Raw genomic sequence first — 22,455 nt, forward strand, 5'->3', positions numbered from 1 at the left:
AAGGTCTCTCACCTCACTCGATTCCGTGGCGCCTCGTGGCGCACCCACCCGCTACGACAAACGAGCCCGCCACTACCAAGCCCTCGTCACCCTCGCCTGCCTACGACTCTGGCTCCCCACCAACATTGCGGACACCCCCTAGCACCGCGCCCTCCGCGCCGACGGCCGCGCGCAGCGCCGGGAGCGCGTGGCCGGTACCGCAGCCCGCGTCGAGGACGGCGTCCCCGGACCGCAGCCCGAGCAGACCGGCCGCGGCTGCGTAGGCCGGGCCGTCGTCGGGGAACCGGCTGTCCCAGCCGACCGCGCGCGGGGCGAAGAAGTCCAGGACACGGGTACGGTCATCGGCCATGCGGACATGATCGCGCAGCCGAAGCCCGAACGAAACGCAAGGAACAAAGCGGATCGAGGCGAAACGAGGCGGATCGAGGCCGAACCAGACGGAACGAGGTGAAGGCCCGGCCGCCCGGACCTTCGGAGCCCTCGTCAGCCGACCCCGTTTACGGGTTGGTCCGGGCACCCAGGGTGCGGCGTCCCGCTCAGACGTTGACGCCGTAGTCGGACGCGATTCCGGCGAGCCCCGAGGCGTATCCCTGGCCGACGGCCCGGAACTTCCACTCCACACCGTGCCGGTACAGCTCGCCGAAGACCATCGCGGTCTCGGTGGACGCGTCCTCGCTCAGGTCGTAGCGGGCCAGCTCCACACCGTTCGCCCGGTTCACGACGCGGATGAACGCGTTGCGCACCTGGCCGAAGCTCTGGCCCCGGCTCTGGGCGTCATGGATCGAGACGGGGAACACGATCTTCGCGATCTCGGCGGGCACCGAGGCCAGGTCGACCTCCACCGACTCGTCGTCGCCTTCGCCCTCACCCGTCAGGTTGTCACCGGTGTGGCGGACGGAACCGTCGGGGCTGTTGAGGTTGTTGTAGAAGACGAAGTGGGCGTCGGAGAGGACCTTGCCCGCCTCGGAGCACAGCAGCGCACTGGCATCCAGGTCGTGATCGGCCCCGGTCGTGGTCCGTACGTCCCAGCCGAGACCGACCGTCACGGCCGTCAGGCCGGGGGCCTCCTTCGACAGGGAGACGTTGCCGCCCTTCGCCAGGCTCACACCCATGAATATCCTCCAGTGTTCCGTCGGTCCGCACGTCTGATCGGTCGATCCCTTGATCCTGCGATCCGTGCTGCGTTGCTGTCACTACATGTGGCCGCTACTGGTACGAACGCACCACGCGGCCTGCAAGGTTCCCGGATTGCGCAAGCCGTGAAATGAACGGCGGCCGGGTGTCCGGTCCGGGGCACCGGTCGCCCGGGAGATTCAGCGGGCCTCTTCGTCCTTCATGGCCTTCGCCTCGCTCTTGAGGATGCGCATCGACTTCCCCAGGGCGCGGGCGGTGTCCGGCAGCTTCTTCGAGCCGAAGAGCACGACCACCACGATGGCCAGGATCAACAGGTGCCAGGGCTCCAGGCCATTGCGCAACATTCTGGTCCCGCCCTTCTCTCTGTTCACGTCTCTGGATACGCGACAACAGTTGCCGCATTGCGCAACTGTACAACTGTGCTGTGGAGGCGGAACGGGGACCCCCTCAGCGCTCCGCACCGGCCTCCCGTACACCCCGCTCCAGCTCGATGCCGGCCCCATGGCGCCGCTCGTATCGCCTCCGTGCCGCCGTGAGCCCCACCGCGTACAGGCCCAGCACCGAGCCGAGCAGCAGGTAGTAGAGAGGCGGCAGGGCGCTCATCCCGAGCAGCGGACCCAGCGGGGTGAGGGGGAGCAGGACGCCGACCACCGCGAGCCCGGCCGCCGCCGCCCGCAGCGGTCCGCCCGCCCGGCGCTCGGCGGCGCTGCGGCCGGTCCGCAGCAGGACCATCACGAGCGCCTGGGTCAGCAGGTTCTCGGTGAACCACCCGGCGTGGAACGCCGCCTCGCCGTCCGTTCCGGCCGCGTTGTGCAGGGCGAGGGCGAGCACGCCGAAGGTCGCGAGGTCAGCGGCGGCGTTGAGCAGTCCGAAGCCGGTGATGAAGCGCAGGAAGTCGCGTGACCGCAGCACGGTGGGACGGCGCAGCGCGGCTGCCGCCGGGCGGTCGAACGCGAAGGCGAGCTGCGCCGCGTCGAAGCAGAGGTTTTGTACCAGCACCTGTGCCGGGAGCATCGGGAGGAAGGGCAGCATCAGCCCGGCCGTCAGCATCGCGATGACGTTGCCCAGGTTGGAGGAGAGGGTGATGCGGAGATAGGTGGCGATGTTCCCGCTGCTGTGCCGGCCCGCCAGCACCGCCCGGTCGATCGCGGTGAGGTCCTTCTCGGCCAGCACCACGTCGGCGGCCTCGCGCGCCACGTCGACCGCGTTGCGCGGACAGATGCCGACGTCGGCGGCGTGCAGGGCGGGCAGATCATTGACGCCGTCGCCGAGGAAGCCGGTCGTGTGCCCGGCGGCCCGCAGCGCCGAGACGATCCGGGCCTTGTGCTCGGGGGTGCAGCGCGCGAACACGGTCGCGCGGTCCGCGACCTTCGCCAGCTCCGCGTCCGACAGGGTGTCCACCAGCTCCGCGGTCACCACGTCGCCGTACCCGCCCGCCGTGCCCGCGCGCAGCCCCAGCTCTTCGCACGCGCGGGCCGCCGTGCCCGGGTGGTCGCCGGTCAGGACCTTGACGGCGATGCCCCGCCGGGCCAGGACGCCGAGCGCGTCGGCGGCGCTCGGCGCGGGGACGTCCCGCAGGGCCACCAGGCCCACGAAGGTCAGCCCGCGCTCGTCCGCAGGGGTGTACGCCCCGGCCCGCGCGGGCCGGTCGGCCCGCGCCACGGCCAGCAGCCGCAGCCCCGACTCCGCCTTCCGGTCGGCGAGGGCGAGCAGCCGCTCCCGCTCGTCCCCGTCCATCGCGCACCGTTCGAGCACCGCCTCCACGGCCCCCTTGGTGACCAGGGTGTGCACGCCGAACCGGCCGGGCCGCCGGACCACGGCGGTCGCGACCCGGCGCACCGGATCGAAGGGCAGCGCCGCCACCCCCTCGTACGCGGGGGCGGGCTCCCCGCCCTCCGCTTCCTCCGCGGCGTCCAGCACCGCTTCGTCGAGGGCGTCCGGCGCGGGCAGCTCGGCCAGCTGGAGGGTCCACAGCGCACTGAGCGCGGCCCACCGCAGCACCTCGGGATCGGGCGCGTCCGAGCCGTCGGTCGCCTCCTCGACGACGGGCCGGTCCTCGGTCAGCGTGCCCGTCTTGTCCAGGCACAGCACATCGACGGCGCCCAGGTCGTGCAGGGCGGGCAGCCGCTTGACGATGACTCCGCTGGTACGGGCGAGCCGGGCCGCGCCCCGCGCGAGCGCCGTCGTGACGATGACGGGCAGCATCTCGGGGGTGAGCCCCACCGCCACGGCGACGGCGAACGGCAGCGTCTCCAGGCCCCGGCCGCGCAGCGCCGCGTTGGCCATCAGTACCAGCGGCGGGGTCAGCAGCATGAACCGGATCAGCGTCCAGGAGATCCCCTGCACCGAACGGTCGAAGGCGCTGGCGCCCCGCTGCCGGGCCCGGCCGTCGTGCGCGGCGGCGAACCGGGTGCGCCCTCCCGTGGCCACGATCACCGCCGTACCGCTGCCGGAGGTCACACTGCTGCCCTGGAAGCACAGCTGCGGCTGCGCGAAGGGCCCGGCCCGGGCGAGCGCGGGGTCGGGGGCGTCGAGCGGATGCTTGGCGACCGGCGCGGACTCCCCGGTCAGGGCCGACTGATGCACCGTGAGCCCTCCGGCGCGCAGCACCTGCACATCCGCCGGTACGAGATCGCCCGGGCCGAGCCGGATCACATCGCCCGGCACCAGATCGGCCACCGGCACTTCCCGCTCCCGGGGTGGGGCATCGGCCGAGGAGCGGCGCACCACGGTCGCCGTGGTCGCCACCAGCTCCTTGAGCGCCGCCGTCGAACGGTCGGCCCGGTGTTCCTCGGTCGAGCGCAGCAGGCAGCTGACCGCGACCAGGGCCAGGATCACGCAGGCCGTGCCCCAGGCGGAGACGGCGGCGGAGACCAGCCCCAGACAGAGGAGTACGGAGGTGAACGGGTCCCGGAGACTGCGGATGAACCGCCGGGGCCAGGGAACCGGCCGCCAGGCGGGCAGCACGTTCTCGCCGAACCGGACGAGCCGCTCCTCGGCCCGCGCCTCCACCAGCCCGCGGGGGCCGCTGTCCAGCGAGCGCAGTATCTGCAGGGAGGTCTTCACCTGAGGGGAGACCGGCCCGGTGCCGGGGGAGGGGGCCTGGGCGCCGGTGGTCGCCGAGGCAGCCGGGAACGGTGTCACGGAGGCCGATGTGCCGGGGGCGGTACGGCCGGGTCCCGCGGCTGCGCTGCCCTCAGGCACCGAGTTCACGCAGGCGGGCGAGGTGCTGGGGCGGGTGCCCGGCACGCTCGGAGAGCTGGCCGACCATGAGCCGGACGACCGTCACCACATCGGGGTCGTCGACCAGATAGACCTGACGACGGCCTTCCCGGCGCGAGCGCACGAGCCCTGCCAGCTTGAGCTTCGTCAGATGCTGGCTGACCGACGGCAGCGTGCCACCCACCCGCTCGGCCAGGCCCGTCACATCGCTCTCGCCCTGTGCCAGCGCCCACACGATGTGCAGCCTCGCGGGTGTCGCCAGGAGCCCGAACGCGGCGGCGGCCTCGGCCAGCACCTCGGCGGGCGGATCCTGGAAGCCGCCGCCGGTACCTGTCGACACTCTTGTCTCTCCCATCCGTGGGCCGCCCGCGCGGACCTGCCGCCGCCATCCGTCGCCGCGGCCGAAAGAAACCAGTGTAGAGGCCGGGCCGGGCCTACTCGGAGCCGTCCTGGGCACCCGCGGCAGCCGTACGGGCGACATGGCTCCATAGGGAGGGCGGTAGTTCCATAAGGAGGGCGGTAGAGGTACGGAAAGCGGCAGGAGTGAGCGAGCCGGATCCGCATCGGTCAAGAACGATCAACCCGCTCGGTCCGGGCCGCCGGTCGCCATGCTGTCCCGTAGCGATGTCCGAACGGCTGAACCGAGCTCCGCCACAGGCGTGCGGCTCACTCGCGGGAGAAGTGGTCGATGCCCTCCGAGCACGTCGAAAGCACGCACAGCACCCACAGCGCCCACTTGGGGGACGACGACACCGCGATGGCCCTGAAGATCCTGGTGGCGGGCGGTTTCGGGGCGGGGAAGACGACTCTGGTCGGCGCGGTCAGCGACATCCGGCCGCTGCGGACCGAGGAACCGCTGAGCGGGGCCGGTCGGGGGCCGGACGGTACGGAAGGAGCGGCGCGGAAGGCCGTCTCGACCGTAGCGATGGATTTCGGCCGTATTACGATCCACGCCGGTCTCTCCCTGTATCTCTTCGGCACGCCGGGGCAGGACCGGTTCTGGTTCCTCTGGGACGAGCTGTCCGAAGGCGCGCTGGCAGCGGTGGTCCTCGCCGACACACGGCGTCTTGAGGACTGCTTCTCGGCCGTCGACTACTTCGAGCGCCGCCGTATACCGTTCCTCGTCGCCGTCAACCGCTTCCCCGGGGCGCGCACCTATGCGGCGCACGATGTGTCCCACGCCCTTGACCTGGACCGGGGCACCCCCGTCATGCTCTGCGACGCCCGCGACCGCGCCTCCGGGAAGGACGTCCTGATCCGTACGGTCGAGTACGCCGGACGCATGCACACCGCCCGGCTCCTCGCCTCCGTCAGCTGACCGTCGACGGCGGTACACGACCGGAACCGGCCGTTCAGTCGGCCATGTCGGCCAGGGCGATCACCTTGTCGATCCGCACCCGCACCACCAGTTCACCGGCGACGCCGTTGCGCCGGCCGAACTCCTCGGCGGCCTCCGGCCCGACGTAGCGCCCGGCGATCCGCGTCGCCCACCGCAGCAGCTCCTCGGGGTCCTCGCTCAGCTCCGCACGCCCCTGCACCACGGCGAACGCATACGGCGGCCGGTCGTCGTCGACACACAGGGAGACCCGTCCGTCGCGCTCCAGATTGCGGCCTTTCACACTCTTTTTGCCGGTGTTGAAGACCAGGGAGTCGCCGTCGAGGAGGAACCAGACGGGCGCGATGTGCGGACTGCCGTCGGCCCGCACGGTCGACACCTTCGCGGTGCGGGTGCCCTCGGAGAGGAAGGCCCGCCATTCTTCATCGGTCATGTGGTGTGCCATGCGTCCATCCTGGGGCCGATGCCGGGGTGGCGCGAAGCGGCACCCCGGGCCACGGGGGGCGCTTGCCCGCAGGGAGGCGGTGCGCAAGGCTTACGCGCGTAGCGGGGCACGGGGAACGAAGGTACGGGGAGGACGAGCACATGGCGCTTGACCGGGGACTCGACTGGCTCCTGGACGATCTCACCAGCAGGGTGCAGTTCATACGGCACGCCCTGGTGCTGTCGAACGACGGCCTGGTCACCGGGGCCAGCACCGGACTGGCCCGCGAGGACGCCGAACATCTGGCCGCGGTCTCGTCCGGCCTGCACAGCCTGGCCCGGGGCTCCGGGCGGCACTTCCGGGCCGGCCGGGCCCGTCAGACCATGGTCGAATTCGACGAGGCTCTGCTCTTCGTGACCGCCGCGGGCGACGGCAGCTGCCTCTCCGTGCTGACCGCGGCCGAAGCCGATGTGGGCCAGGTGGCCTACGAGATGACCCTGCTCGTCAACCGGGTCGGCGAGCACCTCGGCGTATCCGTCCGCCAGGGCGGCCCCGGGGAGCTGGGACCTTTCTGACCTGCGTCTTTCCTCGGCTTGAAGAGGTTATCCACAGGCTCGCCCGGAAGTGACCCGGCCGGGCTACCGTGATCACGGAGAGTATTCGAGAGTTCACGGGGAGGATGATCATGTCGGTGGAGTCGGTCGAGGAAGCGATCCGCGCGTACGCCGGGGATGCCCATGTGGGAGCCGCGCGCGAGGGCAGGGGCGCCGGGGACAGGGGCACCGGGGGCAGCCGGGACGGGAGCGTGCGCGCGGAGCCCGGCAGTCCGGCGGCCACCGTGGCCGTCGGCCGCGCGGCACAGGAACTGGGTCTGCGGCGCGGCGAGTTCGAGCTCGCGGTGCATCTCGGGCTGATCGCCGTGGCCGCCGGACCCGGCGCCGGGCGGCCACGGGTGCACGAGCGGGAGATCGCCCGCCTGCGCGAACAGCCGGGATTTCCCGACGGCCTGGCCGAGCGTGTGCGCACGGTCGGTACGGCGGACGGCGCGGAGCTGCTCGGCATCGTTCCCGCACGCTTCACCCGGCTGGCCAGGGCGGGCTGCTTCTCACCGGTCACGTTCTACCTGAACCGGTACCGCGCGGTCGTCTGGCTCTATCTCGCGGACGAACTGGCCGCGTTCGCGGTGCAGGAGCCCGATCTGCTCGCCGGCCGGACACCTCTTGATATGCGCACGATGCTGGAGGCGGGCGGCGACCGCAGGGCGCGGAACTGGCGCTCCCAGCGGATCCACCGGCTGCTGAACCGAACCCGGGACCCCTGGGCCCGCGCGGCGGTGGAGGCCTCGGCACTGGACTCCGCGCATCTGGCCGAAGTGGTGGAGGACCCTTACGAACGGGCCTATCTCGTACGGGTGCGGCCGGAGCCCGTCTTCGGGCGGCCGGGCTCCGTGGCGGCCAGGGAGACCCTGGGGGAGCTGATGCTGGCGGACGATCCCGACGAGATCCTGTGGCGGCGCATCAACCTCACCATGGAGCTGGACCACGCCCGTGAGGACCGGCCCGCACCGCACCCGGGCGACGACCCCGGAGCCGGTGGGACACCCGCCCCGGCCCTCACCCCACGCGCGGCCCCACCGCTGCCCGCACCCGCCGTCGAGGCGCCGCCGACCCCGCCGACCCCGCCGCCCCCTGCCGGGGAGGCGTCCTCCGGCGTACGGGAGGCGGGCGGAAAGGGGCTGCTGGCCCGGCTGCGACGGCGTCGGCGAGGCGACGGATAGCCGCTCGCGGACGGATGTCCGAGTCGGGCATCATGTCCGCATGTTGATCAGGGAAGCCACCACCGAGGACTGGGCAGCCATCTGGCCGTTCTTCCACACCATCGTCGCCGCGGGCGAGACCCTCACCTACCCGGTCGACCTCGCGAAGGACGACGCGCGGGGATGGTGGTACGTCGCCGCGCCGAACCGTGTGGTCGTCGCCGTCGACGACGGGGGAACGGTCCTCGGCACGGCGAAGATGAACCGGAACCACATGGGCAACGGCTCGCACGTGGCCAGCGCCACGTACATGGTCGACCCCGCCCACTCGGGCAAGGGCGTGGGGCGCGCCCTGTGCGAGTACTCGGTCGAGTGGGCCCGCACATCGGGTTTCCGGGCGATGCAGTTCAACGCGGTGGTCGAAACGAACACCCGCGCGGTCAAGCTGTACGAGTCCATCGGCTTCGAGGTGATCGGGACCCTCCCCGAGGGCTTCGACCACCCGACCGAGGGCTATGTGGGGCTGCACATCATGCACAAGGCCCTCTGAGGCCCTTCGTACGGCGCCGCACCCGCGCACGGCCCCCGGCTCTGCCTCGCGGGCCACCGTCCCAAGAGTGGCGCGAACCGGCTGTCCGTCTTGTGTGAAGTGGCGGAGGTATGGGCCGGGTTGGTTCGCGGGGTGCCGCCCGGGGCGACTGCGCTCTCCCGGGGCGATGCCAGTACTGTGCGCCCCACCGCCATTCGGGCGATGAGATTCAGCTGGAGGAAGTATCCATGATCATTTCCAGGAGGTCGTGGCGTGGTGCGGGAGCACTTGTGGCCGCTGCGGCCGTCGGTCTGACCGGAGGCGTCATCTCCGCCGGTCCGGCCGCGGCTCACACTCCCACGTGGGCTGTGACCTGCTCCGAGGTGACGGTCGACCTCAAGGACTACACGAGTGGAGTCCCCAACACGGTGACCGTCTCCGTGGACGGCGAGGACCTGCTGCCCACCAAGACGTTCGACCGTGAGTTCCACGAGAAGCTGACGCTTCCCGAGCACTCCGTGCCGGTGACCGTCCGACTGGTCGTCAAGGACGCCGGTGAAGGCGGCAAGCACTCGATCGACGAGACGAAGACGGCCGAGGCGTGCGAGAAGGAGGAGACTCCCTCGCAGTCGCCGACCCCGACCCCGACCGCCACCGAGTCGACCCCGGCCGAGTCGACGCCGTCGCAGACCCCGGGCACGCCGACACCCGAGCCGAGCGACACCCCCAGCGGCGAGCCGTCGGAGTCCGCCCCCGCGGTACCCGCCCCGAGCCCCACCACACCGGACCTGGCCGAGACCGGCTCGTCGTCCGCCACCCCCGTCATAGGCGCCGCCGCCCTCGCGGTTCTGCTGGCCGGCGGCGGCATCCTGTGGGCCGTCCGCAAGCGGCGTACCACCGAGAACTGACCCCGGTCACCTGAAGGTCGGGGGCGTGCCGTACCGCTGACGGTGATGCGGCACGCCCCTCATCGCTGCCCGGCCGACGGGTCCTGCGCCCCGGCGGCCGATGGGGGAGCCACGGTGCCGGCGGCCGTCGGAGGCGCGGTGCCGGCGGGCGGGGGAGTGGGGCCGATCTCGCACCAGACGGCCTTGCCCTCACCACGGGGTTCGATGCCCCACCGGGTGGCCACCGCGTCGAGCAGGAGCAGCCCCCGGCCCGATGTCGAGGTCTCGCCCGGGGTACGCCGCCGGGGCCAGGCGCTCGACCGGTCCTGGACCGAGAGCCGGATCCGCCGCACCGGCTCGGGCAGCACCTCCAGCGTCAGGACCGCCCCGCCCTCGGTGTGCAGCAGCACGTTCACCAGCAGCTCGCCCGTGACCAGTTCGGCATCGTCGGCGAACTCGGCCATGTCCCAGTCGGCAAGCGCCTGTCGCACGATCGCCCGGGCGTCCGAAAGCCCCTCCGGGTCCGCCTGATGGATGTACTGGTGCAGCCGTGGCGCGTGCGAGGACCCCACGTCGGGGCTGCGCCGCAGCACCAGGAGCGCCACGTCGTCCCCCGACCCCCACCGCTCCCAGAGCCGGTCCGAGAGATGGTCGGCCAGCGCCTCCGCCCCCGCGGGCCCGGCGCTCACCTCGTTCCGCAGCGCCTCCACCCCCGTGTCCAGATCGGCTCCCGGCTCCTCCACCAGGCCGTCCGTGTACAGGACGAACGTCTCCCCGGGCACCAGGTCGAGCCGGGTCTCCGGATACTCCTCGTCCTTGAACTCCGTGGAGATCCCCAGCGGCAGCCCGCCGCGCACCTGCGGACTGCCGACCCGCCCGTCGGTGTGCCGGATCAGTGGCCCCAGATGCCCGGCGCGGACCACCCGGGCCGCGCCCGTCGCCAGGTCGACCTGTGCGTAGGTGCAGGTGGCGAAGCGGTCGGTGTCCAGTTCGGAGAGGAAGCGGGAGGCCCGCGCCAGCACCGTCGCCGGAGGATGCCCCTCGGCGGCGTACGCACGCAGGGCGATGCGCAACTGGCCCATGATCGCGGCGGCATGGGTGTCGTGCCCCTGGACGTCCCCGACGACGAGCCCGTAACGGTTCTTGGGCAGCGAGATCACGTCGTACCAGTCGCCGCCGACCTGCCGCCCGCTCCACGCCGCGTGGTAGCGCACCGCGATCTCGCCGCCCTCGATGTCCTGTATGCGGGACGGGAGCATCGCGGACTGGAGCTGGGTGGCGAACTCCCGCTCCTCGTCGAAGAGCATCGCCCGCTGGAGGGACTGGGCCACGATGGCCGCGAGGCCCAGGCACAGGATCCGCTCGTCGGCGTTGAAGACCGTGCGCTCCCGGTAGAAGAGGGCGAGCCCGCCGAGCGACCGGGCCTGGGCCACCAGCGGCAGATAGGCCGCGGCCCGGAACCTCAGCTTCCCCACATGCGGCTCCAGCACCGGATACCGCCGCGCCAGCGCCGCCAGGGAGGTGATGAACCGTGGCCGCCCGCTGCGGATGGTGTCCGCCAGCGGAAGGTTGCGCTCCAGATCTCCGGAGCCGAGCCCGTCGAGCGCCTCCAGCGACTCACCGCTCAGCGCCACGATGTTCAGCCCGGAGTTCTCCACCAGCCCCAGGACCAGCCCGTCCGCCCCCAGTCTGGCCAGCCCGCCCGGACCGGTGAGCGCCGCCGTCACATCGTCCACGGTCACCGCGCGCGACATCGCGCTCGTGGTGCGCTCGACGATGCTGGTCTGACGCTGCCGGCGCTTTTCCAGATCCAGCACGAAGGCCGAATGGGTGACTTCCGCCGTCGCGTCGCGGACGACCCCCACGATCCGGTGGGCCTTTCCGTCCTTCGAGCGCAGGATGCGGGCCTGGACATGGGTCCACTGGCTCGTCCCGTCGTCCAGCGGAACCCGGAAGTGGGCGTTGTAGGAATTGCTGCCGCCGGTGATGGCCTCGTCGATCGTGACGTCGAGCCGGGCCCGCTCCGCCGGCTCCAGCCGCTCCACCAGCGCGCCGGGACGCGCGTCGAACGTCGCCGGGTCCACTCCGAAGACCGCGAGCCCCGCGTCGTCGATGTCCAGGGTCCGGGTGTCCAGGTCCCAGTCGAAGCTGCCGGTCCGGTTCATGGCGAGGCGCTCCGCCGGCCCGATCTCACCGTTGGTCTTCCCGTCGGTCCGGCGGAGCGGAGCGGCTTCGGCGTCCTGCCGCTGTTCGTGGTCGGTCATGCATGCTCCGGAGGTCGTCCGGCGGGGTGCGCGGCGACGCGCCCCGTAGGCCTCAATTGTCGAGCCGCTGCCACCGGAGTGCCACAGCGGCTCACCACCGGTTCGGCCCTCCGACCGTACGCCGCGACCCCAGCCGCAACCCCCGCCCCGGGCCCCTCACACGTAACCTCCCGGACCGCCCCGCGGCCCCGTGCCCGGAGCAGGACCGGAGAGCCGCAGAATGGCAGCCCCAGGGCCGGCACCCTGCCCCAGGCCACCACCCAGCCCAGCGAGCGGAGCGCACACATGACCGACGACCGGCCCGTCCTCCTGGAGGCCCGGGGCAGCTCCCTGCACATCACCCTGAACCGGCCCCGAGCCATCAACGCCCTCACCCACACCATGGTGCGGCTCCTCGACGAGGCGCTCGCCGACGCCGAGCAGGACCGGACGGTCACCTCGGTGGTGCTGGCCGGGGCAGGCGACCGGGGCCTGTGCGCGGGCGGCGACATCAGGGCCCTGCACGACGACACCCGTGCCGGAGGGCGTGCGTCGCTGGGGTTCTGGCGCGACGAGTACCGCCTCAACGCCCGCATCGCCCGGTTCCCCAAGCCGTACGTCGCCCTCATGGACGGCATCGTGATGGGCGGGGGAGTCGGGGTCTCGGCCCACGGCTCCCTCCGGATCGTGACGGAACGCTCCCGGGTGGCGATGCCCGAGACCGGCATCGGCTTCGTCCCCGATGTCGGCGGCACCCACCTGCTGGCCGCCGCCCCCGGCGAGCTGGGCACCCACCTGGCTCTCACCGGCCGTTCCGCCGGGACGGCCGACGCCCTCCTGTGCGGCCTCGCCGACCACTACGTACCCACGCGGCGCCTGCCGGAGCTCACCGAAGCCGTGGCCGGGGCGACGAACGCCGACGAGGTGGCGCAAGCGGTACGGGGCTTCGCCGGGGAACCGCCCGCCGGTGAGCTCACCGCGCAGCGCGACTGGATCGACGCCTGCTACGCGGCGGACACCGTCGAGGAGATCGTCCGACGGCTCCACGACAGCGCCGTCCCCGAGGCGGCGGACGCGGCGGCGGAGCTCTCGGGCCGGTCGCCCCTGGCACTCAAGGTCACGCTCGCCGCCGTACGCCGGGCCGCCCGCCTCGGCAGCCTGGAAGCCGTCCTGGACCAGGAGTTCCGCGTCTCCGGCCGGGTACGTGAGCAGCCCGACTTCGTGGAGGGCGTACGCGCCCGGATCATCGACAAGGACGGCAGCCCGCAGTGGAGACCGGCCACCCTCGCCGAGGTCGACGACAGCGCAATCGCCCGCTTCTTCGACCCCCTCGGACCGGGCGGGCAGGAGCTCGGTCTCGCCCCCGGCGCCGCCGGGACGAGTTGAGACCGAGCCCCAACGGCCGCTCCCCTGCTACCTGTCGCTGCCGGACAGGCTCGGCTGCAACTCCCGTACCAGGGCGAACAGCCGGTCCTCGTTCCCCGTCAGCCCCGCCCCGCGCAGGGCCCGGTCGGCCTCCCGCATCGGCGAGGTGAGCAACGGCAGGTACAGGGGTGCGTCTTCCGGGTCCGAGAGCGCGGCCCGGGTGGCCTCCAGCAGGCGGACATACGCCTGCGCCGCGGCGAGCTCGTCTTTGTCCATCTCAGCGTCTCCTGGTCAGAGGTGTCGGACCGTCAAGCATCCCCCATGGGTCTGACAACGCCCCTCCGAGCGGGCTGACGCACCCCGGTGACTCCCGCCGGTGGCTCAACCTCCAGATACCGCCGCCTGCGCGGACCCCGGTAGAGCAGCACGGTCCACCCGAGCCGACGCAGCACCTCGGCGCACTCGGCCAGCGCCTCCTCCTCGTGGTGGGCGGCGCCGCTGCCGGGCGGTCCGGCCCAGTCGACCCGTACCGACCCCGCAGGCTCGCCCGTCCGCACCCGGTACCCGGCCGAGACCCGGTGACCCGACGCATCGACCGCGGACGGAGTGACCCCGGAGCTCTCCAGGGCCAACGCCACGGCCCGCACCGGCCGGTGAAGCTCCCACGGGGCCGGCACGGCCTGCCCGCCGCCGGTCAGGCGGCGGATCTGCAACAGCCCCTCGAAGGCGGTCCGCACCGAAGCGGCGCGCACCTCGGCACTCCCGACGGACGGCGGCCCGTCCCCGGTCGCGGGCTCGAACCCGGCGCTCTCCTCACTGCCCATCCGTCCCCCTGCGCTCGGACCACGCGTACGAGCCCCAGTGTGCACCGGGGGAGTGACACCGCCCGGCGGCCGACCGGGAGGTGCGGGGCGGGAGCTGCGGGGCCCGCACGGCTCAGGCCGCTCCCCGGGAGTCCTCCTCCACCGCGGCCTTGAGGCGCTTGAGGGTGGTCCGGATGTTGCCCCGCTGGAACTGGGCGAAGGTCTTCCCGCCCGTCGCGACGCGATCGAAGCCGTTGGCCAGGAAGTCGGGCCAGGAACGCCGGTCGTCGGTCCAGGTCTCGGTGACCCGGGTCCCGCCGTCCACCGCCTCGAAGCGGTACTCCCAGGTGGCGATCGGCCCGGGAAGCCGCGGCCGCCGGACCCCGATGGCGTGGACCCGGAAGGCGAAGCACTCACCGGGATCGGCCGCCGTCACGGTGCAGCGGGTCGTCCAGCTCACTGCGCCGCGTCTGTTCCGGCCGTCGAAGACCATGCCGACGTAGGCGCCGCGCCGCTCTCCCCGGACGGTCGCCCCCCGGTTCTCCGGGCTCCACCTGCCCATCGCGGTGGGGTCGCTGAGCTGTTCGTACACCCGGGCCGGAGAGGCGTCGATGACGACGCTGTCCGCCACGGACATGGTGCGGGGCATGGCGCAACTCCTTGTCCACGGTCGTCGTCGGGCCGCAACCGGGACCGGACGGACCGTGGCGCCGACATCCCGGGCCCACACCTTACTCGCGAGTAGTAAACCTGTGGAGGCCGGGAGCGCCCCGGCCCGCCAACACCACGGACCAGCATCAGCACCGGCACCACCGGCGACCAGCGCTCGCACGACGGCGCCCAGGCCCTGCCCGACGGCAATCAGCATCAGCGCCCGCACCATGGCAATCAGCCCCCACGCCCCGGCGCCCCGCACCAGCGCCCCGCCGCACCCCCACCCGCACCACAGTCACCGGGTCCGCCGCTCCCGCCGGTTCGCCACCCGTACCCGTACATCGGTCGGCAGACCGCGTACGCCCGCGCAACGGCGCGCATCCGCGACGACCCCGGCGGCGACCCGGCGCACCACCTCCACGGGCCGGGCCCCGGGCTCGACGACCAGCGTCACCGAAGCCCGCAGGGGACGGCCCGCCAGGCGTACCCGGGCGCGCGCCACCCCGTCGACCGAGGCCGCCTGCGCGGTCATCGCCCGCTCCCACGCCCGCCGCCGCAGCGTGAGACCGGCGCCCCGCAGACCGACCCACCGGGGGCCGCCCGTCGACACCTGAGCGGCGAACCACCGGACCGACAGCGCCAGTACGAGGGTGAGCGCCACGATCACGGCAGGCGTCCACCAGCCGTTCTCGCGCAGCCGGGCCAGTCCGCCACGGTCCAGCAGCACCCCTTCTGCCGCGCGCCCCGACCACCAGCCCGGCAGCTCACGCCCCACCCGGCCCAGCCCCGAACCGTCCCCGGCGGCCAGCAGAGTCCCGCCGCCCAGCAGGGCGAGGCCGACCGCCCCGAGCAGCACCCGGTTCACCGCACCACGCCCGATCACCGACATGCTTCCCCTGCCCTCGCGCCGCCGTTCACGCTTCTTCTCCGTCCTGAGGCCCCTTCGCAGGCGCCTCCCCGGGGCCGCCCCGCCGACCTTCGTGCGGCGCGTCCAGAGCCCGGTCCTGAGGCCCGCCCTCCGTACCGCCGTGCCGAAGCCCGGACACGGTCGCGTCCAGTGACCGTTCCCGTGACTCCCCGGTCGGCAGGTCCGGCTCGCGCCGTACCCGGACCCGCAGAGCGGGCGTACGGGCCAGGCCCAGATCCAGCAGGCCCGCGCCGAGCACCCGGACAGCCTCGGCGCGTACCTCCTCCAGGTCTCCGTACCCCACACCGGCCCGCACCCTCGCCCGCCGGTGCCGCACGCTCACCCGCACGCGGACCACCCCGGGGACGCCCAGGGCCCGCTCCCGCAGGAGGCGGGCCGCCGCCGTACGGTCGAGAGCGGCCCGTACCTCCGGGGCGGGCGCCGCCATCCGCAGCCGTCGCCGCAGCCCCGGCAGGAGCGCGCAGCCCAGCAGCCACGCGCCCGCCAGGGCCGCGACCGCCCCGCCGATCCGTACCGCACTGTCCGCCGGACCGTGCCCCGACGCCCAGTCGAGCACCGCCGTGCGCCACCCGGCGGGGGCTCCCCCGAACCGGACCGCGACCACATCCACCAGCAGCAGCCCGCACGCCACGGCTCCGACGGCCGCCAGGACCGCCGCCGGAACGCGGCGACGCGCCCTGATCCGGGAGCCGGGGAGGTCCTTGCCGCTGTCCGAGCGGGGGTCCGCTTCCACGGCCTCCGGCCCCGTCGGCGGAGCACCGGCCGACAGCGCGTCCACGCGGACCTCGGCGCGCGGTACGGACAGCCCCGTCAGGGCCGCCGTCCGGCTCTCCGCCCGCTCCCGGATCCGCAGCGCGGCCTCATCGGCCCGCACCGGATAGGGCAGCCGCACCCCGACGGCGATGCTCGCCGAGGCCCCGCGCACGGCGGCCGAACCCCGGAGCACCGCCCCGCCGTCGGGCAGCGCCTCGGCGGCGGCCCGCTCGGCGATCCGCCGGACCGCGCGCGGGGCCACCGTCGTCGCGCCGCGCTCCCCGGCAGGCACCGTCACTGCCGCCTCCCCGCCAGTGCGTCCAGGAACTCCCGCACTCCGGTGCCCCGGTCCACGAGATGACCCGCGAACCAGCCCAGCGCACCGAGCGCGCCGACCACGAGGAAGGCGCCGAACCCTCCGAACCAGCCCGCGAACCCCAGCGCCATGCCCGCTGCCGCCCCGAGCGCGCCCCGGCCCGGCACACCGTCCACCGGGCCGGGGCCATCCACCCTCCGCGTCACGCCGTCACGCCACGCGGGTCTCGGCGGGGGCGTCCTCGACGTCGTCCTCCGGCAGGTGCACATCGTTGACGGTCACGTTGACCTCGACGACCTCCAGGCCCGTGGTCCGCTCCACCGCCGCGATCACGTTCTCCCGTACGTCGCGCGCCACATCGGTGATCGCGACGCCGTACTCGACGACGAGGTCCAGGTCGATGGCCGTCTGCCGCTCGCCCACCTCGACCTTGACGCCCCGTCCGACGTTCGGCCGACCGCCCGGTACACGGTCGCGCACCGCGCCGATCGTGCGGGAGAGCCCACCGCCCATGTCGTGGACGCCCGGAATCTCCCGGGCGGCCATCCCCGCGATCTTCACGACGACGGTGTCGGCGATCGACGTACGGCCCCGGGTCGCCGCGGGCTCCGACACGCCGGTGGCTCCGCTCCCCACAGTCGTCGTACCGCCGATGCCGCCGCTCTGCTTCTGTCCGCCCGTGCCCGGCCCCGTGCCCGCGGCGGGAACGGCTGCGGCTGTCTGGGTGGTGGTCATGAAAACTCCTCGCACATCGCTCGGGTCGTATCGACTGACATCTCGTTGGACACGCTGTCCGCCGATTCGTCACGCGGGTTCCCGGAAACTTTCCGCCGATCCCTTCTTTCGGGAGCCGCACTTCGGGGCAACCGGTGCGTGACGTTCCGGCGCGCCGTGTGTCCAACGGAGAGAACCGACAGGACCGAGAAGGTGCCGTGGAACCTACTGAGGGAGGGGCTGGTCCGTGCCCGGCGACGGGAATCAGATGACGGAACGGGCGCCGGAAGGCGCCCGGGCCGACGAGGCACTGCTGGTCGTACGGGCCGGGGAGGGCGACGAGGACGCGTTCGAGGCGCTGGTACGACGGCACAGCCCCGCCATGCTGCAACTGGCGGCGCGCCTCCTGGGGGACCGGGCGGACGCGGAGGACGCCGTTCAGGACGCCTTCGTCAGCGCCTGGCGCAAACTTCCCGAGTTCCGCCGGGACGCCTCGTTCCACACATGGCTCCACCGCATCGTCACCAACCGCTGCCTCAACCGGCTCCGGTCGCGCAGACCGGCGACCGACCTCGACTCGGTCCCCGAGCAGGCCGCCCCGGAGCACCAGGCCTCGCCCGTCCGCGCCGTGGAATCGCGGGCGGCGGCCGACGCGCTGACCGAGGCGATGGCCGGCCTCTCGCCCGAACAGCGTGTCTGCTGGGTGCTCCGCGAGATGCAGGGACTGTCGTACGAGAGCATTGCGGACACGGTCGGAATCAGTCTGCAGGCGGTCCGCGGCCGGGTCTTCCGCGCCCGCCGCCACCTGACGGAGGCGATGAGCGCATGGCGATGAGCGCCAACCCGGGCCGGCCGGAAGAGGGCCGGTACGAAGAGGGCCGGTACGAGGAGGAGGAACGGCTCGCCTGCGGGCGCGGGCTGAGCGATGTCTGGGATGCCTGGGACACCGGCCGCACAGCCGACGACCCGCACCTGGCGGCCTGCCCGTACTGCTCGGCGGCCCTGGCCGAACTCACCGGCCTGGGCGATGCCGTACGCCGTACCTGCGCTGCGGAGCCCGGGGTTCCGGAGACGGCCACGGCCGCGATCACGGCCCGCGTGATGGACCTCGTCCGGCTCGAACTGCGCCCCGGCCGTCCGCTTCCCCTCGGGGAACCGGCGGAGGACCACTGGATCGTCGAGGCCGCCGCCGCACGGCTGCTGCGGGCGGCGGTCGACGCGCTGCCCGGGGTACGGGCCGGGAGCTGCCGGATCGCCCCGCTCGACCCGGCCGATCCGACGGGCCCCGTCCACGTACGTGTCGAGGTCGCGGCGAGCCTGGACCGGTCCCTGCCGGACCTGGCCGAGGCCGTACGCGTACGGATCGCCGAGGTCGCCGACCAGGACATCGGCATCCGCCTGGGCGCGGCCGACGTGCGGGTCGTGGACATCCTGGAGGAGGAAGCCGTGGACATCCCGGAGGACGAAGGGGAAGAAGCCGACGCACGCGACCGGCGCGGCGACGGCGACGAGTACGACGGCCACCGCGAGGGAGGAGCAGCGCGATGACCGACACACTCCGGGACCGGCTCGCCGAAGCGGCGGCCGGGGCCGCCCAGGACGTCCCCGGCGTCGCCTTCCTGCGCCCCGGCGTCGTGGACCTGCTGCGGACGCGGGCCGTGGACCGGGCCCCGCGCCCCGCCACCGGGTCCGGTGCGCGGGCGCAGGGGGTACGGGTGAGCCGGGACGCGGCCACCGGCGTCTGGCACATCGACATCCGCCTCGTCCTGCACCGGGGCCACCGCGCCCTCGACGTCACCCGGGCCGTACACGCCGCGACCCTGGCCGCGCTCCGCGCCGAGCCGTCGGTCACGGTGCGGGTGACGGTCACGGGGGTGGTGTGAGGAGAACGGATCAGGCGCGCCACTCCGCCGTACGCTCCGGCGACGCCTCCGCCAGCGCCTTCACGACGGTGTCGGCGTCGCCCTGGTTGCCGTACACCGGCGTGCCCGGCTGCTGACGCCAGGATTCGTCCAGGCCGCCCGCGTCGACCGTGTCGAAGCCGAGCTCGTCGATGAGGTCGCGGACAACCTGCTTGGCCGCCGCGTCGTCCCCGGCCACCGGCAGCGCCTGCCGGCCGGGGCTGCCCTGCGGACGCCCCCGGTCCAGGATGTCCTGCGCGTATGTCCCGTTGAACGCCTTGATCACGGGGTGGCCGATCTGCCGCTCGGTCCACCGGCTCTCCGGCAGCCCGTCCTCGATGTCCTCGATCCGGCCGTCGCGCTGCTGCGGGTAGTAGTTCCCGGTGTCGATGACCACCGCGCCCTCCGCCGCCGCGTCCAGGAACCCGGCGGGCAGGTCGGGTACGGCCTTCAGCGGGACGGTCACGACGACGATACGGGCGCCCCGCGCCGCCTCGGACGCGGCCACCGCAGTGGCTCCGGTCTCCTCGGCCAGGGCGGTCAGGGTCTCGGGACCACGCGAGTTGGCGACGGAGACTTCATGTCCGAGTGCGGTCAGGCGCCTCGTCAGATTGCCGCCGATGTTGCCCGCGCCGATAATGCCGATCTTCATGGTGCCGACCTTCCGATGCCTGCTCAGTGGGGAAGAAGTGGTTCTTTCGCTTCACCAACTCCGCTCCCCGGGGAGCTATTCCGGGTGGGAGAGTGAAAACGCGGTCCACCCGCGACGGCTTCCGGGCACTTCTCGCGCGGCCGGGCCGGTGTGGGCCATTTGAGTGTCCTTGCCGGGAGCTCGCGGGGGACGGGGAAGGATGTCCCACCGGACCGATCGCCACGGGTCCATCCTGGTCGCCGAGTCCACACGGGCCGTTGACCGAAGGAGCGTCGCAGTGACGACGAGGGGCATCTCGCAAACGGTGGAGACCGATGCCGCCGAAGGGGACGAACTGCCGGTACGGCGCAAGGAGCCGGGCAACGTCGTCGTCAAGTGGCTGACCTCCACGGACCACAAGACGATCGGCACGCTCTACCTCGTCACCTCCTTCGCCTTCTTCTGCGTCGGAGGGCTGCTGGCCCTGGTGATGCGCGCCGAACTGGCCCGCCCCGGAACCCAGCTGATTTCGAACGAGCAATTTAATCAAGCGTTCACGATGCACGGCACGATCATGCTGCTGATGTTCGCGACGCCGCTGTTCGCCGGGTTCGCGAACTGGATCATGCCGCTGCAGATCGGGGCGCCCGATGTGGCGTTCCCGCGGCTGAACATGTTCGCGTACTGGCTGTACCTCTTCGGCTCGCTCATCGTGGTGGCGGGCTTCCTCACCCCGCAGGGCGCCGCCGACTTCGGCTGGTTCGCCTACGCGCCGCTGAACGACGCCGTCCGCTCGCCGGGCATCGGCGCCGACATGTGGATCATGGGTCTGGCCTTCTCCGGCTTCGGCACGATCCTCGGCTCGGTCAACTTCATCACCACGATCATCTGCATGCGCGCACCCGGCATGACGATGTTCCGCATGCCGATCTTCGTCTGGAACGTCCTGCTGACCGGCGTGCTCGTCCTGCTCGCCTTCCCGGTCCTGGCCGCCGCCCTGCTGGCCCTGGAGGCGGACCGCAAGTTCGGCGCCCACATCTTCGACCCGGCCAACGGCGGGGCGCTCCTGTGGCAGCACCTCTTCTGGTTCTTCGGCCACCCCGAGGTCTACATCATCGCCCTGCCGTTCTTCGGCATCGTGACCGAGATCTTCCCGGTGTTCAGCCGCAAACCGGTATTCGGATATATCGGCCTGGTCGCCGCCACCATTGCTATCGCGGGACTCTCCGCGACCGTATGGGCGCACCACATGTTCGTCACCGGAGCGGTCCTGCTGCCGTTCTTCTCCTTCATGACCTTCCTCATCGCGGTGCCGACCGGAGTGAAGTTCTTCAACTGGATCGGCACCATGTGGAAGGGGTCGATCTCCGTCGAGACCCCGATGCTCTGGGCGATCGGATTCCTGGTCACCTTCCTCTTCGGCGGCCTCACCGGCATCATTCTCGCCTCGCCGCCGATGGACTTCCATGTCTCGGACTCGTACTTCGTCGTCGCACACTTCCATTACGTGGTATTCGGCACGGTGGTCTTCGCGATGTTCGCCGGATTCCATTTCTGGTGGCCCAAGTTCACCGGGAAGATGCTCGACGAGCGGCTCGGGAAGGTCACCTTCTGGACGCTTTTCGTCGGCTTCCACGGAACGTTCCTGGTGCAGCACTGGCTGGGTGCCGAGGGAATGCCCCGCCGTTACGCGGACTATCTCGCCGCCGACGGATTCACCGCGCTGAACACGATCTCCACGATCGCCTCCTTCGTGCTCGGCCTCTCCCTCCTGCCGTTCTTCTACAACGTCTGGAAGACCGCCAAGTACGGCAAGAAGATCCACGAGGACGACCCCTGGGGCTACGGCCGTTCGCTGGAGTGGGCGACCTCCTGCCCGCCGCCGCGCCACAACTTCGTCACCCTGCCGAGGATCCGCTCCGAATCCCCCGCGTTCGACCTGCACCACCCCTCGGTGCGGGCGCTCGACGAGGCCGCCAACCGGCCCGACACCTCCGCCACCGTGGCGCCGGGGGACAGACAGGAGTGAGCGTGGTCCACCCCGACCCGGACGGCCCGACGAGAGGAGGACGTGTGAAACCCGACAAGGACAGCGCCCGGGGCCTGGCCCAGCTGGAGGGCTATCTGCTGTGGAGCGCCGAGGTCGAGAGGGCGCGGCGGCAGGCCCGCCGCTTCACCGGCGAACTGCCCTGGCTCACCACCGCCCAGCGCGAGGACGTGGAGCGCGTCTATCTCGCCGACCGGGTCGCGGTCTCCCGCGATTCCCTCACCCGCGTCCGTGACCGGGCCGCCGAACTGCGCGCGGAGTACACCGAACGCTACGAACGGCTGCGGGCCCGCTGCGTCGCGCTCTCGGTCGCCTCCGTGGGAGCGGTCGCCGTCATCGGTACGTCGCTGACGCTGCTCCTGCGCTGAGCGGGCCGGGATCCGGTGCGGCCGGGCCCGGTCGCACCGCCCGCGACGGGGTGCGTGAAGTCAGTGCCGTACGAGGCAGAAAGGGTGCCCGGCGGGATCGGCGTAGACGCGCCAACTACGCTGCCCGTCACCCCCGTCGAGCAGCGCCGCCCCCAGCGCGAGCACCTGTTCGTGGGCGTTGTCCAGATCGGTGACGGCGAAGTCCAGGTGCGTCTGCTGGGGCGACTCCTGCCCCGGCCACCGGGGCGGCCGGTGGTCCGGGACCCGCTGGAAGGCCAGCACGAGCCCGGCCGTGTGCACGGTGGACCAGTCGTCGTCGAGGGCCCACCGCCGGTCGGGACGGTCGACCTCTCCGCCGAGCAACGACGCGTAGAAGCCGGCCATTTCCCTCGGGTCCCGGCAGTCGAGAACCACGCACTGCACCTCAGCGATCATGACCGCATC

The 22,455-nt window shown here is 72.5% G+C and carries 26 protein-coding genes and 1 pseudogene; 11 read left to right on the forward strand and 16 right to left on the reverse strand.

Translation table 11 applies throughout. The annotated features are described in order from the left end of the window. Positions 1-136: 136 nt before the first annotated feature. The 5 genes and pseudogenes from ACFW9Z_RS35260 to ACFW9Z_RS35280 form a co-directional block, all read right to left on the reverse strand. Positions 137-349: pseudogene (locus ACFW9Z_RS35260) on the reverse strand (SAM-dependent methyltransferase); the annotation flags it as partial. A 187-nt stretch (positions 350-536) separates the two neighbouring features. Continuing rightward, positions 537-1,112: a TerD family protein gene (locus tag ACFW9Z_RS35265; protein WP_384647632.1), complete on the reverse strand. Its 576-nt coding sequence runs from the start codon at positions 1,110-1,112 to the stop codon at positions 537-539. Positions 1,113-1,313: 201 nt separating this feature from the next. Further along, positions 1,314-1,478, reverse strand: coding sequence for a Sec-independent protein translocase subunit TatA (gene tatA, locus ACFW9Z_RS35270; protein WP_384647634.1), 165 nt, complete (start codon positions 1,476-1,478; stop codon positions 1,314-1,316). Positions 1,479-1,581: 103 nt separating this feature from the next. Further along, on the reverse strand, positions 1,582-4,347 hold the full coding sequence (gene mgtA / locus ACFW9Z_RS35275) for a magnesium-translocating P-type ATPase (RefSeq protein WP_384647636.1): 2,766 nt from the start codon (positions 4,345-4,347) through the stop codon (positions 1,582-1,584). Beyond that, positions 4,331-4,696, reverse strand: a complete 366-nt coding sequence (locus tag ACFW9Z_RS35280) for an ArsR/SmtB family transcription factor (protein ID WP_384647639.1) — start codon at positions 4,694-4,696, stop codon at positions 4,331-4,333. The genes mgtA and ACFW9Z_RS35280 overlap by 17 nt, the downstream gene beginning before the upstream one ends. Before the next feature lie 348 nt (positions 4,697-5,044). On the opposite strand from ACFW9Z_RS35280, the gene ACFW9Z_RS35285 reads away from it, so the two are divergent. Continuing rightward, positions 5,045-5,674 carry an ATP/GTP-binding protein gene (locus tag ACFW9Z_RS35285; protein WP_384647642.1) on the forward strand — a complete coding sequence of 210 codons (630 nt, stop codon included), beginning with the start codon at positions 5,045-5,047 and terminating at the stop codon, positions 5,672-5,674. 34 nt (positions 5,675-5,708) lie between these two features. Here the strand turns inward: ACFW9Z_RS35285 and ACFW9Z_RS35290 are convergent, their stop codons facing one another. Further along, positions 5,709-6,137 carry a PPOX class F420-dependent oxidoreductase gene (locus ACFW9Z_RS35290; RefSeq protein WP_384647644.1) on the reverse strand — a complete coding sequence of 143 codons (429 nt, stop codon included), beginning with the start codon at positions 6,135-6,137 and terminating at the stop codon, positions 5,709-5,711. 140 nt (positions 6,138-6,277) lie between these two features. Here ACFW9Z_RS35290 and ACFW9Z_RS35295 point away from each other — a divergent pair, with 140 nt between their 5' ends. The 4 genes from ACFW9Z_RS35295 (at position 6,278) to ACFW9Z_RS35310 (ending at position 9,309) form a co-directional block, all read left to right on the forward strand. Then, on the forward strand, positions 6,278-6,691 hold the full coding sequence (locus tag ACFW9Z_RS35295; RefSeq protein WP_384647647.1) for a roadblock/LC7 domain-containing protein: 414 nt from the start codon (positions 6,278-6,280) through the stop codon (positions 6,689-6,691). A gap of 110 nt (positions 6,692-6,801) precedes the next feature. Continuing rightward, on the forward strand, positions 6,802-7,893 hold the full coding sequence (locus ACFW9Z_RS35300) for a DUF6397 family protein (protein WP_384647650.1): 1,092 nt from the start codon (positions 6,802-6,804) through the stop codon (positions 7,891-7,893). Positions 7,894-7,933: 40 nt separating this feature from the next. After that, positions 7,934-8,422, forward strand: a complete 489-nt coding sequence (locus ACFW9Z_RS35305) for a GNAT family N-acetyltransferase (RefSeq protein ID WP_384647652.1) — start codon at positions 7,934-7,936, stop codon at positions 8,420-8,422. A gap of 227 nt (positions 8,423-8,649) precedes the next feature. After that, positions 8,650-9,309, forward strand: coding sequence for an LAETG motif-containing sortase-dependent surface protein (locus tag ACFW9Z_RS35310; protein ID WP_384647654.1), 660 nt, complete (start codon positions 8,650-8,652; stop codon positions 9,307-9,309). A gap of 59 nt (positions 9,310-9,368) precedes the next feature. On the opposite strand, the gene ACFW9Z_RS35315 is transcribed toward ACFW9Z_RS35310, so the two are convergent. Next, positions 9,369-11,552, reverse strand: coding sequence for a SpoIIE family protein phosphatase (locus tag ACFW9Z_RS35315; protein WP_384647656.1), 2,184 nt, complete (start codon positions 11,550-11,552; stop codon positions 9,369-9,371). 285 nt (positions 11,553-11,837) lie between these two features. On the opposite strand from ACFW9Z_RS35315, the gene ACFW9Z_RS35320 reads away from it, so the two are divergent. Then, positions 11,838-12,917 carry an enoyl-CoA hydratase/isomerase family protein gene (locus ACFW9Z_RS35320; protein WP_384647658.1) on the forward strand — a complete coding sequence of 360 codons (1,080 nt, stop codon included), beginning with the start codon at positions 11,838-11,840 and terminating at the stop codon, positions 12,915-12,917. Positions 12,918-12,944: 27 nt separating this feature from the next. Here the strand turns inward: ACFW9Z_RS35320 and ACFW9Z_RS35325 are convergent, their stop codons facing one another. The 7 genes from ACFW9Z_RS35325 to ACFW9Z_RS35355 all read right to left on the reverse strand — a co-directional run bounded on the left by ACFW9Z_RS35325 (position 12,945) and on the right by ACFW9Z_RS35355 (position 17,085). Further along, on the reverse strand, positions 12,945-13,172 hold the full coding sequence (locus ACFW9Z_RS35325; RefSeq protein ID WP_015606445.1) for a hypothetical protein: 228 nt from the start codon (positions 13,170-13,172) through the stop codon (positions 12,945-12,947). Between the two features lie 32 nt (positions 13,173-13,204). Then, positions 13,205-13,720: a hypothetical protein gene (locus tag ACFW9Z_RS35330; RefSeq protein ID WP_384647660.1), complete on the reverse strand. Its 516-nt coding sequence runs from the start codon at positions 13,718-13,720 to the stop codon at positions 13,205-13,207. A gap of 112 nt (positions 13,721-13,832) precedes the next feature. Beyond that, the gene (locus ACFW9Z_RS35335) at positions 13,833-14,348 is read right to left on the reverse strand and encodes an SRPBCC family protein (RefSeq protein ID WP_384647663.1); all 516 of its coding nucleotides are present in this window, start codon (positions 14,346-14,348) and stop codon (positions 13,833-13,835) included. A gap of 300 nt (positions 14,349-14,648) precedes the next feature. After that, complete coding sequence (locus ACFW9Z_RS35340) at positions 14,649-15,242, reverse strand: hypothetical protein (RefSeq protein WP_384647665.1); 594 nt, start codon at positions 15,240-15,242, stop codon at positions 14,649-14,651. 25 nt (positions 15,243-15,267) lie between these two features. After that, positions 15,268-16,332: a DUF6286 domain-containing protein gene (locus tag ACFW9Z_RS35345; RefSeq protein WP_384647668.1), complete on the reverse strand. Its 1,065-nt coding sequence runs from the start codon at positions 16,330-16,332 to the stop codon at positions 15,268-15,270. Further along, on the reverse strand, positions 16,329-16,556 hold the full coding sequence (locus ACFW9Z_RS35350; RefSeq protein ID WP_384647670.1) for a hypothetical protein: 228 nt from the start codon (positions 16,554-16,556) through the stop codon (positions 16,329-16,331). Before ACFW9Z_RS35350 ends, ACFW9Z_RS35345 begins: the two co-directional genes overlap by 4 nt. Before the next feature lie 4 nt (positions 16,557-16,560). Further along, complete coding sequence (locus ACFW9Z_RS35355; protein ID WP_384647672.1) at positions 16,561-17,085, reverse strand: Asp23/Gls24 family envelope stress response protein; 525 nt, start codon at positions 17,083-17,085, stop codon at positions 16,561-16,563. 247 nt (positions 17,086-17,332) lie between these two features. Between ACFW9Z_RS35355 and ACFW9Z_RS35360 the strand changes: the two genes are divergently transcribed. Genes ACFW9Z_RS35360 through ACFW9Z_RS35370 form a run of 3 tightly spaced genes read left to right on the forward strand, consistent with a single transcriptional unit; the run spans position 17,333 to position 18,947 of the window. Beyond that, the gene (locus ACFW9Z_RS35360) at positions 17,333-17,899 is read left to right on the forward strand and encodes an RNA polymerase sigma factor (RefSeq protein WP_384647674.1); all 567 of its coding nucleotides are present in this window, start codon (positions 17,333-17,335) and stop codon (positions 17,897-17,899) included. Further along, positions 17,890-18,612 (forward strand): hypothetical protein, encoded by a 723-nt coding sequence (locus tag ACFW9Z_RS35365; RefSeq protein ID WP_384647677.1) that lies wholly within the window; start codon positions 17,890-17,892, stop codon positions 18,610-18,612. The genes ACFW9Z_RS35360 and ACFW9Z_RS35365 overlap by 10 nt, the downstream gene beginning before the upstream one ends. Then, the gene (locus ACFW9Z_RS35370; RefSeq protein WP_384647679.1) at positions 18,609-18,947 is read left to right on the forward strand and encodes an Asp23/Gls24 family envelope stress response protein; all 339 of its coding nucleotides are present in this window, start codon (positions 18,609-18,611) and stop codon (positions 18,945-18,947) included. The genes ACFW9Z_RS35365 and ACFW9Z_RS35370 overlap by 4 nt, the downstream gene beginning before the upstream one ends. A 10-nt stretch (positions 18,948-18,957) precedes the next feature. On the opposite strand, the gene ACFW9Z_RS35375 is transcribed toward ACFW9Z_RS35370, so the two are convergent. Continuing rightward, positions 18,958-19,644: an NADPH-dependent F420 reductase gene (locus tag ACFW9Z_RS35375; protein WP_384647699.1), complete on the reverse strand. Its 687-nt coding sequence runs from the start codon at positions 19,642-19,644 to the stop codon at positions 18,958-18,960. Between the two features lie 250 nt (positions 19,645-19,894). Between ACFW9Z_RS35375 and ctaD the strand changes: the two genes are divergently transcribed. Then, positions 19,895-21,625: a cytochrome c oxidase subunit I gene (ctaD, locus tag ACFW9Z_RS35380; protein ID WP_384647681.1), complete on the forward strand. Its 1,731-nt coding sequence runs from the start codon at positions 19,895-19,897 to the stop codon at positions 21,623-21,625. Positions 21,626-21,669: 44 nt separating this feature from the next. Then, positions 21,670-22,011: a hypothetical protein gene (locus tag ACFW9Z_RS35385; RefSeq protein ID WP_384647684.1), complete on the forward strand. Its 342-nt coding sequence runs from the start codon at positions 21,670-21,672 to the stop codon at positions 22,009-22,011. 60 nt (positions 22,012-22,071) lie between these two features. On the opposite strand, the gene ACFW9Z_RS35390 is transcribed toward ACFW9Z_RS35385, so the two are convergent. Next, positions 22,072-22,446, reverse strand: coding sequence for a VOC family protein (locus tag ACFW9Z_RS35390; protein ID WP_384647686.1), 375 nt, complete (start codon positions 22,444-22,446; stop codon positions 22,072-22,074). Between the last annotated feature and the right edge of the window lie 9 nt (positions 22,447-22,455).

The organism is Streptomyces sp. NPDC059452 (genome assembly GCF_042750035.1).
GTDB lineage: Bacteria > Actinomycetota > Actinomycetes > Streptomycetales > Streptomycetaceae > Streptomyces.